This window comes from Microcoleus sp. S28C3 (genome assembly GCF_036700785.1).
GTDB lineage: Bacteria > Cyanobacteriota > Cyanobacteriia > Cyanobacteriales > Microcoleaceae > Microcoleus > Microcoleus asticus.
In genome coordinates this window covers 41287-54798 of the sequence record NZ_JAUBPO010000001.1, presented here as the reverse complement: position 1 = coordinate 54798, position 13512 = coordinate 41287, and the positions used below count along the sequence as shown (strand labels likewise).

The window sequence follows — 13512 nt, the reverse complement described above, 5'->3', positions numbered from 1 at the left end:
TGATAAATTAGCCTACAAATCTTCCGCTCGCATACAGCAAATGTAGAAACAATAAGAATTATCGGGATTATCATTTAAAAGTTGGCTGTGAAGAAATTCATGGTTGAGAGTTTCCTGGCTTGAAGTTTCAATCGATTGTGAGAGATCAATAATACCCTTCGTCTCCACTATTTTGAAATTATGCTTCTCCAAAAGCTTGCACAAATCATCGAAATAGTATTCTAGCTTGTGTTCAGGATGAATATAATTATTGGGAAACTGTAGCTTGGTAGCTTTCCTATTAGGAGTGTCAAGAGCCAACTTACCACCAGACTTTAATAATTTATAAACTTGGTCCAATAGTTTTTCTGCTTCTTCTGTGGTGATGTGTTCGATTGACTCTCCGGACCAAACTAAGTCAAAACTATTTTCTTGAAAGCAGCTTAAGTCTGTCATGCTTCCATAAACATATTCAATATTGCAATTTTGGTGCTTAACTTTTCTTGACCAATCTGGCCCGGGAAACATCATTTTGTCTGGCGGAAAATCTCTAATATATAAATTTTCTGGAAGATGAGGATAGCCGAGCTGTAATAGAGCTCCTCTTTGATCTGATGCAGAATAACCTCCCAAATCTAATATCGCATTAGCAGGCGGTAGAAGGGTTCTAACCATTTTCATGCGAGCACTATGAAGTTTATTGTCCAACATAGAGTTGATATTTTCTTCAGTAAAGCCATGATTGCCACCTTCTTCACCTGTCAGCTTTTGTTGAAATTCATGCGCCTCAACCATTTTTTTTATAACAGTAGCTCGAGACGCACCTGTATTTAGTTCGTTTAACCAACCTTCCAGCCCATCAGGATCAGCTTCCCGCTCAAATATTACCCAATATGCCATCCAGAGATAACTTTTGTCGCTCTTAGCATGAGCGGATAAAGTATTTTGGATACTTTCTTGCAGACGTTTTTCTTGTTCCGGTTTCATGGATCTCCCTCTAATTTGGAGTGACTTCTAAGCTTGTTACACCTGAAAGGCGTTTTTGAAATTCACTTGACTCAACCATCTTTTTGATGACATCAGCTCGATTCAAACCTGCCTTGATATCGTTTAACCAACCTTCTACTCCTTCAGGGTCAGCTTCCCGCTCAAAAATTACCCAATAGGCCATCCAGAGATAACTCTTGTCGCTTTTAGCATGAATAGAGAAAGTCTTTTGGATATTTGATTCTAGACGCTGAGCTTCTTCCGGTGTCATTTGGGTTTCTCTAATTTCGATTGACTTTTGTAGGGTAATAATATTGATTATCCGACATTACACTACGAAATGTAGACCACATCGCAATCTAAATTAGAAAATCTTGGGTTCTAACTCTAAGGCGTGACGGTAACAAGAACTTGCTTCATCTATTCGCCCTTTTTTGGTCAATACTTCCCCTAAATTATAGTGGAACCAAGAGAAATCTGACTTAAGTTCGATCGCGCGGCGGTAACAAGCGATCGCTCCCTCCAAATCTCCTTGATGTCGCAGCATATCCCCTAAATTGTTATGGATATACGGATCGTCAGGTTTTAACTCTATCGCGCGGCGGTAACAGTTCATCGCTTCCTCCCGCTGACCTTTTGCACTCAAAGCATCGCCTAACAATTGGTAAGGTTTATACTCATTTGGTTGAACCTCAATAGCGCGGCGGTAACAAGCGATCGCCCGATCTGTATCATTCTTTTGCGCGAATATCAACCCCAACTGCAATTGCGCCTCACCGCATTCGGGATTTACCTGCAACGCCATCTGATAAAAGACGATCGCCCCATCCGGCCAATTCTTCCGCACCAAAGCATCAGCCAAACCAACATAAAGGTCAGCATCATTCGGCGCAATCTCCAGCGCCTTGTGATACAACTGCACGTCATCACGATTCTCCTGAATCGCCCGCCCGTACAAACGCATCGCCTCCTTCAAATCCCACTGCGAGCGCATCCTCAAAGCATCGGCCAACTTTTGCGAAATCCACGGCAAATCCGCCTGAATTTGCACAGCATGGCGGTAAGCGGCGATCGACTCATCCCACCGTTCCAGCTTCTCAAAAGCCGTTCCCATGTTGTAATAAGTCCAAGGAAAATCACGATTCAACTCTGCCGCGCGCCGGTAAACATCGATCGCTTCCTCCCACCTTTCCATTTCTAGCAACACGTCGCCTAACTTGCTCTGCGACCAGAAGAAATTCGGATTGATTTCGTTAGCACGCCGGTACGCAACAACCGCCTCATCCCACCGTTCCAAATTCACCAGCGCTTCTGCTAAATTGTTGTGCGCCCAAAAATGGTCCGGATTGAGTTCGATCGACCTTTGGTAAGCCGAAATTGCCTCTTCCCACCTTCCCAGTTTAATCAGCGCGTCAGCTAAATAGTTGTGCGACCAACTGAAATCTGGATTTAATTCTGTTGCTTTCCGGTAAGACTCTACAGATTCTTCCCACCGTTCCAACTTCAGCAACACATCAGCTAAATTGTTGTGAGACCAGCTAAAATCTGGATTTAATTCGATCGCCTTGCGGTAAGCATTTACAGCTTCTTCCCACCTTTCCAACTTAACCAGCGACTCAGCTAAATTGTTGTGCGACCAAGAAAGTTCGGGATTATTTCTAATAGCGTTGCTGTAAGCATCTACCGCCGCTTCCCACTGTTCTTGATTTCTGAGAATTTCGCCCAATTCGTGATAAGCTGCGCCAGCATTTGGGTTCAATGCCACCGCGCGCCGGTAACACTCAATTCCCTTATCTACCTTACCTTGCTCGATCAAAGTTTTGGCTAAATTTTCGTGTTCCTCAGCGGTGCCCGACTTGGGGTCGATCGCATATGCCCGATACCAAGCCTCAGCCGCCTCCTCCGACTTGCCTAACTGCGTCAACAGTTTCGCAAAATTGCGGAAAGCACCGGCAAAATCCGGCTTGAGGGCGATCGCCTTTTCGTAAGCAGAAACCGCTTGCTGCCACTGTTCTTGCTGCGCGCAAATGCTGCCGTAATTCGCATAAGCTTCGGCAAAATTTGGGTTAATTTCTATTGCTTTGACATAGCAACTTTTAGCTTCATCAATTTTGCCACCAGCTTGCAGGGCGTTGCCCAGCATTTTGTAAAGCGGCGCTTCCGGCTTAATTTGCAGCGCCTTCTTGCAAGCTGCGATCGCCTGTTCCAATTTGCCCTGAGCAAAATAGCCTTCTGCCAGTATTTTGTATGCTTCTGGATCTTCTATATTAATTGTAGAATTAACTGCCTGCTGAACTGGCGGCTTAACTGGCTGCTGCACTGGTGGCTTAACTGCGGTTGCTGCGGGCTGCTGCTTAACTGCACCGTTTGTGGCAGTTGCACCCGCCAAAGTTTGCTGTCCCTCGCTGCCGTTTCTCGCATTAGCTGCGTTGAGTTCAATAGCTTTGCGATAATATGCTGTCGCTTCCTCTAACTTGCCTTGTTTTTTGAGCGCTTCGCCCAAATTTTGGTAAGGAGTCGCCACATTAGGATTTAATTTTATGGCGCGATCGTAACAAGCGATCGCTTCGGGGAATTTTTCCTGCCGAAAAAAAGCGTCACCCATATTCAAGTGTTCCACAGGCGCTACTTTTTCCGGTTCCAAACTAAATGCTTGATACCAGCACTGCTGGGCTTCTTCCGGTTTGCTAATTTGTCCGAATACTTTTGCTAAATTCCGGTACACTCCCGCGAAATTCGGCTTAATCGCGATCGCCTTTTGATAAAATCCGATCGCCTCCTGCCATTTTTGCTGCTGCGCGCCAAGGCTGCCCAAATTCGCGTATACTTCCGCAAAATTCGGTTCTATTTCAATCGCTTTAGCGTACCAGTGCCGCGCCTCTTCCATCCTGCCTTGAGCTTGCAGCGCGTTGCCCAAAGTCTTGTAAGCCGGTGCAAAATTGGGGTGAATTTTCAAAGCTTGTTCGCAAGAGGCGATCGCTTCTTCTAATTTTCCTTGGGATAAGTATATTTCTCCCTGTTGGTTAAATTGAACCGCTGTTGATTCTGTACTCACTGTTGATGGCATATGGGCGGCGGCTCCAGAGGCAGGAATTAAATAGGGTAGTCAAAACGTTTCACAATTATACTCGCGTTTGACACTAAGAGTAGCGGGCTTGTTCCCCCAATTCTTAATTTTTTTGACTCTCGGTGCTGGGGAGGAACCGGGATTCTCGGCTGATTTTTTTGATTTTACGGCTAAATCTCTAAGAATCAGCGCGGTTTCTGGGAGATTTGCGCGCCAGTCCAGACTTTTGTACCTTCGGGTCGATCGCCCCTTGTGTAAATAAAAGTAAACACTGCCAGTGCTTGCTGGTGGGATGCTTTCTTGTTGATTGGGTAAGGAAGATTGCACCCTTTTATACAGGATTTTTACCGGCGGGCTAGGAGCAACGGCCCACAAGAAAGAAATTCATTCTTTGTGGAACAGGCCCGAAAGCCTGTTTTTGAGCCGGGTGAAAGATGTGCGATCGAACCCAAACGAGAATAGCCTTTTTAGCAAAAAACGATCGCCCTTTTGGGAGAAAGCGATCGCCCTTTTTTTTCAACAATTAATTAGTTAACAACTATTAGCAATTACTAATCAAGCTGCTGCCTCTGCGTCTTCTTCTGCGTCTTCGGCTTCAGAACCTGCTTGAATTCCCAGCACTGTAACAACCACCTGATCGGGTTCGCCGAGAGCTACCACTCCCGCAGGCAAAACTAATTCGTGAATGTGCACCGCATCCCCTACCTTTAAATTAGAAATATCTACTTCAATTGCTTCAGGAATGCTGTCTGGTTTGCACTTAACTGCTAGTTGCGTCAGTACGGTATCCAAGATGCCGCCTTCTAACTTGACGCCGACAGCTTCGCCGACAAAATTCAGGGACACTTCAACTTCCAGACTGTCTTGAGTTGCCACGGAGAAAAAGCTCAGGTGGTAAGGATAGCCCTTCCAAGGATGAACTTGAACTTCCCGCAGTAAGGTTTTTCCGCTCCAAGAGAGGTCGGGAATGCTGAGGTCAATTAGGGCATTGTTGACTACGTGCTTTTTGAGCAGGTTTTCAACTGTTTTGGCTTTGATGGTAAGGGAAATGGATTCAGATCCTTTGTGACCGTAGAGGACGGCGGGAATCAATCCAGAGCGGCGGAGGGCGTTAGGTTTGCTGCCTTCTGCCCGCTTTTGACATTCTACTGCGAGTTCCATTTTATGACTTTCTGTTGATTGTTTTCACATTTTATCAAATTTATGCTACAGCGATCGAACTTAATTAAATTCGCTGAATATTTGATAATAATTGGGAATTGGGAATTGGGAATTTGGCTATTCTCCGACTCTGGGCCTCTCCAAATCTCTCCATCTCCCCATGACTCTTTCCCAATCTAAAATCTCAAACCTAAAATGGTTTGGCGGGATGGCCGTCAGCAGAGAGCAAAGCGCGTTTCGGCCCGTGAATCGGGTCTTCTACAATAATAGTTTGGTCGCGGCTCGCACCGAGAGAAACGATCGCGATCGGCACTTCCATCAAGTCTGCCAAAAACTTCAGATAATCCAATGCTTGCTGTGGCAAATCTTCCAAATTGCGGCACTCTTCCGTGGACTGTTTCCAACCGGGAAGGGTTTCGTAAATAGGTTTGCACCGAGCAAATATCCGGGAACTTTTGGGGAAATCAACACATTTTTCGCCGTCAATTTCGTAAGCAACGCAAACTTTTATTTCTTCTAATTCATCCAAAACATCTAGTTTGGTAATTGCCAGACAGTCAAGGCCGTTGATGCGGACTGCGTAGCGGCCGATTACCGCATCGAACCAGCCGCAGCGGCGTTTGCGGCCGGTTGTCGTGCCGAATTCGGCACCTCGATCGCCCAAAATTTCGCCTATTCCATCTACCATTTCGGTAGGGAACGGGCCTTCCCCGACGCGGGTTGTATAAGCTTTTGCTACGCCAATTACGCGATCGATCGCTGTCGGGCCGACTCCGGTTCCCACACAAGCCCCACCAGCGATGGGATTGCTGGAAGTAACGTAAGGATAAGTACCGTGGTCTAAGTCTAATAAAGTGCCTTGCGCGCCTTCAAACAGAATATTTTTCCGCTTGTGAATTCCCTCATAAATCTTCAGGGAACTATCTACTACGTGCGGTCGCAAACGTTCCGCATAAACTCGATATTCATCAATTACGTCTTGCGGATTTAAAGGCGGCAAATTGTAGAGTTTTTCGAGAAGGACATTTTTACAATTAATCGTCCATTCCAATTGTTCTTGCAACCCTTCCAAGTCCATTAAATCGAGCATCCGAATGCCAGTGCGTTCCGACTTGTCGGCGTAAGTAGGGCCGATGCCGCGTCCCGTGGTCCCGATTTTATAATTTCCCCGCTGCGTTTCCGATGCTACATCAATTAATCGATGATAGGGCATCGTTACGTGAGCCGTCTCCGAAATCATCAGGGAGGCTGTCGAAATATTCAGTTCTTCTAACTGGTCTAACTCTGCAATTAAAACTTTAGGGTCGATGACCGTACCGCAGCCGATGATACACTCTTTATCAGGGTAGAGAATTCCGGACGGAATTAAGTGCAGCTTGAAAGTCTGACCGTTTACTACCACGGTGTGACCGGCGTTGACGCCCCCTTGGTAGCGGACAACGATATCTGCGGATTTGCTGAGCAAATCGGTAATTTTGCCTTTTCCTTCATCGCCCCACTGGGCGCCGATCACAACTACGTTAGCCAAGGGTTTCTCGCGTTCAGTTCAGGTTGACACAATCTCCGATTATGGACGAATGCGTCCGAAATGTCAATCAATTTTAGATTTTAGATTTTGGATTTTAGATTTTAGAGGCTAGACCACTGATACATCGGTTCACAGGTCGATCGGATACGCAAATTAGTGAGAGCCGATCCACAGACGAGTCCGGAGGCAACAGACCCGATTGTTTTCGGTCAAATTAATTTTTGTTAACATTGAGAAAATAGAGGCTTTGTTGCCATGACTTTACACGCTGAGTTGCACCGCCATCTGGGTGGTTCTGTCGTTCCTAGGGTGCTGTGGCGGTATTTCGATCGCCACAATGCTGAGATGGTTAATCGATTTCAGAAATACTCGGAGTTTGAGGATTTTTACACTCGCCCGCGCAATACTCTGAATGAGTATTTGGAACTGCACACGCTGGTAGAAAGCGTTCAAACTGTTGAGACTTTGCCTTATTTTATCTATCGGTTGATGCGGGGCGCTTACGTGTTTGAAAATCTGGCTTATTTGGAGTTGCGCTATACGCCTTATTTGCGTACTCCAGAACATTTGGCTCAGTCAGAACGCATTGATTTGATGGCAGAAATTGTAAAGGTTGTGGGCAAGGCAAGTCAAATTAGCGATTGTCCGATTGTTACCAGCCAAATTTTGTGTATGCACTCGCGTTTACCCTATGAGGTGAATCGGGCGATCGTAGATTTGGCGGCGCAAATGGGAGAATATGTTTGCGCGATCGATATAGCTGGCGGCGATGATTGTATTGGCGAGCGTTTGGAGGAGTTTGTCGGATTGTACCAGTACGCGAGGTCCATCGGCATCAAAACTACCGGCCACCTCTACGAAACTACCTCTGGCTGTTATCCCGAACTTTTGCCCTATCTGATGCGTATCGGCCACGGGATTCAAATTCCCTTAAAATATCCCGAATTGCTGCCAGAAGTCGCGCGCAGGGGTCAATGCTTAGAAGTTTGCCCGACTACCTATCTCAAAACGGGGACGTTGCAGGATATGCGCGAATTGAAGGTTGTGTTCGATCGATGTTTTGAAGCTGGTGTCGATATTGCCATTTGTACTGACAACGCGGGATTGCACAACGTGCGGCTGCCTTTTGAGTACGAGAATTTGTTAACTTTGGATATCATTGATTTTCGGCAGTTGCAAGCGTGTCAAGAGGCCGCTTTTCGCCATGCTTTCGCGTGGCCATATGACGAGAGGCCTGTGAAAATGCTGACCGGTTTGTTACACCATGAGTCTGTACCGGCGATCGTGAATTAAGCTGAGGCGCATCTATTTTTAACTGGTTTCTAGGCTCTGCCTAGGAACCGATGTCCAGAGGAAGAGCCTCGCTTTCCCAGCCGGAAAATTGGAGGCAGAGCCGCCGGATATGCGTTACCAGGCAGAGTTTAGTAACGAGTATATAGAAAGGTTTGATTCGTTAACTAAGCTTTAATTAAAACAGCCAATATCTATTTGTAAAGTTATAATAAGCGTCTGGCGATAGACAAGCGGTAGCAAGCTATAGTTTGGATGCAGAAGCATCAATATAAAAGGATAAAAAAACATGACAAATATGGACGCTTACTGGATGCCATTCACTGCCAACCGACAGTTTAAAGCGAATCCGCGAATGTTGGTTTCTGCCAAAGATATGCACTTTACAAGCGATGATAACCGCTCAATTTTAGATGGTACTGCGGGGCTTTGGTGCGTGAATGCAGGACACGCGCGTGAGACAATTGCCGAAGCAGTTAAACAGCAGGTTTTGCGTTTGGATTACTCCCCGGCTTTTCAGATGGGACATCCGGGGGCTTTTGAATTGGCGGAACGTTTGGTAAAGATGATTCCGGGCAATTTCGATCGCGTTTTCTTTACTAATTCGGGGTCGGAATCTGTAGAAACAGCGTTAAAAATTGCGATTGCTTATCACCGGGTGAAAGGTGAAGGAACTCGCCAAAGATTGATCGGCAGGGAACGCGGCTATCACGGCGTTGGTTTTGGGGGAATTTCTGTAGGGGGTATCGGTACAAACCGCAAGTTTTTTGGCAGTTTGCTCACGGGAGTCGATCATTTGCCTCACACTCACAATCTCGAACACAATGCTTTCAGCCGCCAACAACCGGAATGGGGAGCGCATTTGGCGGATGAATTGGAGCGGATTGTCGCTTTGCACGATGCGTCGAATATTGCAGCGGTAATTGTGGAACCGGTGGCTGGTTCTACAGGGGTTTTGATTCCGCCGAAAGGTTATTTAGAGCGGCTGCGGGCGATTTGCGACAAATACGGAATTCTGCTGATTTTTGATGAGGTAATTACCGGATTCGGGCGGCTAGGTTCCAGTTTTGCAACGGAATATTTTGGGGTGGTTCCCGATATTGTGACGGCGGCGAAAGGGATAACTAACGGTACGGTGCCAATGGGGGCGGTGTTTGTGAAAGAGGGGATTTACGACGCTTTTATGAATGCTCCTGAAAATGCGGTCGAGCTTTTTCACGGTTATACTTATTCTGGTCATCCTCTGGCTTGTGCGGCTGCTTTGGCGACGCTGGATATTTATGAGGAAGAAAGGTTATTTGAACGGGCAGATAAGATGGCTGGTTACTGGGAGAATGCGGTTCATTCTTTGAAGGGCGTGCGGCACGTAATTGATGTTCGCAATCTGGGACTTGTGGCGGGAATTGAGTTGGAATCTATTGCTGGGAAGCCGGGGAAACGGGCTTTTGATTGTTTCTTGCAATGCTATGAAAAAGGGTTGCTAATTCGCACGACTGGTGATATTATTGCTTTGTCGCCACCGCTGATTATTGAGAAGGAACATATCGATCGCCTTGTGGAAATTTTGACAGGGGTTTTGCAGGAGATGGAGTAGGATTAAAATGAGATTTTGCACCATTCTCGCTTAACAAGCAAGATGCCTGTTCCACATTAACAGGCAAGATGCCTGTTCCACATTAACAGGCAAGATGCCTGTTCCACAAACAGTAAATTTCTTGTGGGTGGGCATCCTCCCCGCCCATAAAAGAGTTATAGATAATGGTGCAAGATATCAGAGGAAATGAACCGCGAAGGCGCGAAGGGCGCGAAGGATGAGAAAGAAGAAGATGCTGTTCTTCCTTCCTGTTCTTCGCGGTTCGTTCAAAAAATAGAAAAGCGCTATAATAATTGACAACTAACGACTAATGACGAATAACTATGGTGCAATTAACTGCAAAAATCTCTGCTAACGAGTTGGCAAATTTGGCTGTAGATTTGATTCGGAAAACAGGTTGCGAGTACGGTGATGTGCGTTTTTGCACTTACCGAAAGCAGAATCTTTACGCGCGCGATCGATCTTTAAGTCAACTGTCAGATAATGTAAGTTCCGGTTTTGGCGTGCGGGTGCTTCTCGACGGCGCTTGGGGGTTTGCCGCCAGTCACAGCAAAACGCCGGCAGAGGTTGCAAGAATAGTCGCTTTGGCTGTAGAAATCGCTAAAGGCAGCCGCCTAACTCAGAAGGAACCTGTGCGGTTAGTGCCTGTCGAAAAATATGTCGATACCTACATTACTCCCATCGCCATTGACCCTTTTTCTGTACCCGTTGCTGACAAAGCCGAACTGCTGCTAACTATCAACGAGAAGCTGCTAGCACACGGCGCACAAGGCATCAAAAAAGCTGATTCTTTTTTGCAGTCCAGCCGCGAAGATAAGGTTTTTGCTTCTACAGAAGGCTCGCTAATCGAACAAACAATCTACCGCAGCTATCCGGGTTTTGACTGTACGGCAATTGCGGGCGGCGATGCCCAAAGTCGCAGTTACGAACGCCCGCCCCTGAATATCGGTTACGAACATATTAATCCAGATGATTTGTTGAGTCAAGTCGAAAGAGTTGCGGCTGAAGCTATTGAGAAAGTCCGCGCTCCTAAAATCCCTGCTGGTATTTGCAAATCCCTGATTCTTAAGCCGACAAATTTGTTTTTGACAATCCACGAATCTGTCGGTCATCCAACTGAATTAGACCGGGTGTACGGCTACGAATCTAATTTTGCTGGCACGAGCTTTGCTACTACTGATAAGTTAAATAAACTGCAATACGCTGCATCTTGGGTGAATTTTAAGTGCGATCGCACTCAACCAGGCGGTCGCGGTACAATGGGTTACGATGATGAGGGCGTAAAATCACAAGATTGGTACGTTGTCAAGGATGGAATTTTAGTTGATTATCTCACTGACAGAGAGACGGCTTATCGTCTCGGACGCGGTAGCAGCAACGGTTCTGCTTACGCTGACAGTTGGTCGAGCGTGCCGATGGTGAGAATTCCCAATTTGGGATTGGAGCCGGGCCCGGATGGCGGCAGCCATACTGCTACTTTGGCACAGATGATTGCTGATACCGAAGATGGGATTTTAATCGACGGTATTGGTAGTTATTCGATCGACCAGCAGCGGCGCAATTTTCAATTCGGCGGCGATGCTTTTTGGAAGGTGGAAAAAGGTAAAGTTGTCGGTATGTTGAAGGATGTAACTTATCAGGCGATGACTACTGATTTCTGGAATCAAATAGATGCGATCGGGCCAGCTTCGGAGCTGGTTCAGTGCGGTACTAATATATGCGGAAAGGGCGAGCCGATGCAGGTTGCTCAGATGACTCACGCTTGTGTGCCGGTGCGAGTGAGGGATATTCAAATTGGGGGAGGAGCTTAGTTTTTCAGAATAAAAAAGAGGCGAAGAGTTAAAAACGCTCTTTATAAAACTCAGCCTTTGAAACCGCTCCTACACAAAGGAAGCCCTAGCGCAGAGAGACTCAAGAATAAGCGGTAACGTGCTCTTGGGCCGTGTACCTTACATATAGAGGTTTTGCGTCCAGGACTGCTAAAGCAATTCTCAAGTAAAAACAAATTGCCATCCGATTATCAATTATGATTGCAACAACATCGCCTGCACTTTTAAGCGAAGACAGAGCACTCTCTCTGCTCGATTCAACAGTTAAAATGTCATCGGCGGAAGGAGTATTTGTCAGTCTTTATACTGGCGAAGAATCTCTTTCCCGATTCTCGGAAAATCAAATCAGCCAAAATATCAGCAAAACTGTATTTAACCTGAGCATTACTAGCTATTTTGGCAACAAAAGCGCCTCTGCTGCTGTTACAGAATTTGATGAAGATGCGATCGCCTCCGCAGTCAAGCGATCGGAAGAATTGGCCAGAATTGCGCCGGCAGACCCCGAATGGATCCCGCTGCTGCCGCCTCAAACCTACGATTTGCGATCGCCCGCATTCGACGCAGCAACGGCAACTGTATCGCCTCTAGCGCGGGCCAAAATGGTGCAGCAAGCTTGCGCCATTGCCGGACAGGGGGGGGCTGACGGTTCGGGTACTTTGAGCGCTGAGGCGTCGCTGTACGCGATCGCCTCGTCAACCGGACTCCGCGCCTGCAACCAATCTACAGAGGCAGATTTCAGCTTTACTGCTCGCATTGACAACGGTTCTAGCTGGGCTCAGAGCACTGCTTGGAGTATCAACGAATTGCCGATCGCCCAATTAGCAGAACAAGTGCTCGATCGGGCGATCGCATCCCGCAACCCCCGCGAAGTCACTCCCGGCATTTATCCTGTAATCTTTGACGGTGCTGCTTTTGCAGATTTGCTACCGTGGGTAATTTGGAGTTTGGATGCGAGGGCGGCGGATGAGGGGCGATCGTTTATGTCGATCGCCGACGCAGAGGGAAACCGCGCGGGAGAACAACTTTTTAGCCCGTTAGTGCAAGTGCAGCGCGATCCGGCTCATCCTTTGCTGCGATCGAATACTTTTTTCGGCGACGGATTGAGCAATAACTATTTGGAAATCATCAAAGATGGCGTACCTCAAAGTTTGTCTTATTCCCGCTACTGGGCAGCACAAAAAGGGAAAGAGGCGAAAGGTGCTTATTACCCGATCGTGATGACAGGTTCCGACCAAAGTTTAGCAGATTTAATTGCTCAAACCGAGCGAGGAATTTTTGTCAGTCGAGCTTGGTACGTGCGCTACGTGAATCCGAAAACATTGGAAGTAACGGGAATGACTCGCGACGGTACTTTTTGGATTGAGGATGGCAAGATTGCTTACCCGATTAAAAACCTGCGTTTCAATCAAGTTTTACCTGATATGTTGCGCGATGTGGATGCAGTTAGTGCGGTGAAGCGTTACGGCGGTTGTGTCGTGCCCGGAGTGCGCGTGAAAGCTTTTAATTTCACCAGTATTACTGACAGTTTGTAACTCGCACATTATACCGTAGGGTGCGTCGGCATCCTACAATCTGCAAATTAAATCTAAAATCTGGCGGCGATGCACCCTACAAGATAAAAATGCCTCAACTAGATATACGCCCGGTTAGAAACAAACAAGAATTAGAAGAGTTGTTTTACCAGCGGTGGCTGGTTTTGCGATCGCCTCTAGGAATGGAGATTGGTAGCGAAAGGGATAATCACGAAGAGGGTGCTTTGCATTTAATTGCCATGTGCGATCGCAAAATCATTGCTTCAGCCCGACTGCGCCAATTATCCCTAGAATTAGGAAGCATCAGCTACGTTGCAGTGCTTCCTGAATTTCAAAATCGGGGAATCGGCACTAAATTGATTAAAAATTTAATAGCAAAAGCTCAGCAAAAAAATCTCAAAACTTTGAGACTTATGTCTCGCATTAATGCCATTAAGTTTTACCAAAAGCTCGGATTTTCCGAACAAGAAAATCCCTTTGATTACCTGGGAATCCCGCACATATTTATGCAGTTAGACATTCAACCATGATTCCTGTAGGGGCGG

At 46.6% G+C, this 13512-nt stretch carries 10 protein-coding genes; 5 read left to right on the top strand and 5 right to left on the bottom strand.

All coding sequences use genetic code 11. The features are described from left to right. Window positions 1-12: 12 nt before the first annotated feature. From QUA13_RS00240 to QUA13_RS00220, 5 genes are all read right to left on the bottom strand, one after another. Window positions 13-966 (bottom strand): methyltransferase domain-containing protein, encoded by a 954-nt coding sequence (locus tag QUA13_RS00240; RefSeq protein ID WP_333195717.1) that lies wholly within the window; start codon window positions 964-966, stop codon window positions 13-15. A 10-nt stretch (window positions 967-976) separates the two neighbouring features. Continuing rightward, window positions 977-1237, bottom strand: a complete 261-nt coding sequence (locus QUA13_RS00235) for a DUF4214 domain-containing protein (protein WP_333195715.1) — start codon at window positions 1235-1237, stop codon at window positions 977-979. Between the two features lie 93 nt (window positions 1238-1330). Beyond that, window positions 1331-4033, bottom strand: coding sequence for a tetratricopeptide repeat protein (locus tag QUA13_RS00230; protein ID WP_333195713.1), 2703 nt, complete (start codon window positions 4031-4033; stop codon window positions 1331-1333). Window positions 4034-4588: 555 nt separating this feature from the next. Beyond that, window positions 4589-5194 carry a 50S ribosomal protein L25/general stress protein Ctc gene (locus QUA13_RS00225; protein WP_172185805.1) on the bottom strand — a complete coding sequence of 202 codons (606 nt, stop codon included), beginning with the start codon at window positions 5192-5194 and terminating at the stop codon, window positions 4589-4591. 190 nt (window positions 5195-5384) lie between these two features. Then, the gene (locus QUA13_RS00220; protein ID WP_333195711.1) at window positions 5385-6722 is read right to left on the bottom strand and encodes an adenylosuccinate synthase; all 1338 of its coding nucleotides are present in this window, start codon (window positions 6720-6722) and stop codon (window positions 5385-5387) included. Between the two features lie 255 nt (window positions 6723-6977). On the opposite strand from QUA13_RS00220, the gene QUA13_RS00215 reads away from it, so the two are divergent. The 5 genes from QUA13_RS00215 to QUA13_RS00195 all read left to right on the top strand — a co-directional run bounded on the left by QUA13_RS00215 (window position 6978) and on the right by QUA13_RS00195 (window position 13497). Further along, window positions 6978-8015: an adenosine deaminase gene (locus tag QUA13_RS00215; protein ID WP_333195709.1), complete on the top strand. Its 1038-nt coding sequence runs from the start codon at window positions 6978-6980 to the stop codon at window positions 8013-8015. 286 nt (window positions 8016-8301) lie between these two features. Further along, window positions 8302-9606 carry an aspartate aminotransferase family protein gene (locus QUA13_RS00210; RefSeq protein ID WP_333195707.1) on the top strand — a complete coding sequence of 435 codons (1305 nt, stop codon included), beginning with the start codon at window positions 8302-8304 and terminating at the stop codon, window positions 9604-9606. A 323-nt stretch (window positions 9607-9929) separates the two neighbouring features. Further along, window positions 9930-11417 (top strand): TldD/PmbA family protein, encoded by a 1488-nt coding sequence (locus QUA13_RS00205; protein ID WP_333195706.1) that lies wholly within the window; start codon window positions 9930-9932, stop codon window positions 11415-11417. A gap of 215 nt (window positions 11418-11632) precedes the next feature. Continuing rightward, complete coding sequence (locus QUA13_RS00200; RefSeq protein WP_333195704.1) at window positions 11633-12967, top strand: TldD/PmbA family protein; 1335 nt, start codon at window positions 11633-11635, stop codon at window positions 12965-12967. Between the two features lie 89 nt (window positions 12968-13056). Then, window positions 13057-13497: a GNAT family N-acetyltransferase gene (locus QUA13_RS00195; RefSeq protein WP_333195703.1), complete on the top strand. Its 441-nt coding sequence runs from the start codon at window positions 13057-13059 to the stop codon at window positions 13495-13497. Window positions 13498-13512: the final 15 nt, after the last annotated feature.

Excerpts from the sequence above, each read along its gene's own strand:
- QUA13_RS00195 (WP_333195703.1), top strand. The coding sequence starts at position 13,057 with ATGCCTCAACTAGATATACGCCCGGTTAGAAACAAACAAGAATTAGAA.
- QUA13_RS00235 (WP_333195715.1), bottom strand. The coding sequence starts at position 1,237 with ATGACACCGGAAGAAGCTCAGCGTCTAGAATCAAATATCCAAAAGACT.
- QUA13_RS00240 (WP_333195717.1), bottom strand. The coding sequence starts at position 966 with ATGAAACCGGAACAAGAAAAACGTCTGCAAGAAAGTATCCAAAATACT.
- QUA13_RS00230 (WP_333195713.1), bottom strand. The coding sequence starts at position 4,033 with ATGCCATCAACAGTGAGTACAGAATCAACAGCGGTTCAATTTAACCAA.
- QUA13_RS00215 (WP_333195709.1), top strand. The coding sequence starts at position 6,978 with ATGACTTTACACGCTGAGTTGCACCGCCATCTGGGTGGTTCTGTCGTT.
- QUA13_RS00225 (WP_172185805.1), bottom strand. The coding sequence starts at position 5,194 with ATGGAACTCGCAGTAGAATGTCAAAAGCGGGCAGAAGGCAGCAAACCT.
- QUA13_RS00205 (WP_333195706.1), top strand. The coding sequence starts at position 9,930 with ATGGTGCAATTAACTGCAAAAATCTCTGCTAACGAGTTGGCAAATTTG.
- QUA13_RS00200 (WP_333195704.1), top strand. The coding sequence starts at position 11,633 with ATGATTGCAACAACATCGCCTGCACTTTTAAGCGAAGACAGAGCACTC.
- QUA13_RS00210 (WP_333195707.1), top strand. The coding sequence starts at position 8,302 with ATGACAAATATGGACGCTTACTGGATGCCATTCACTGCCAACCGACAG.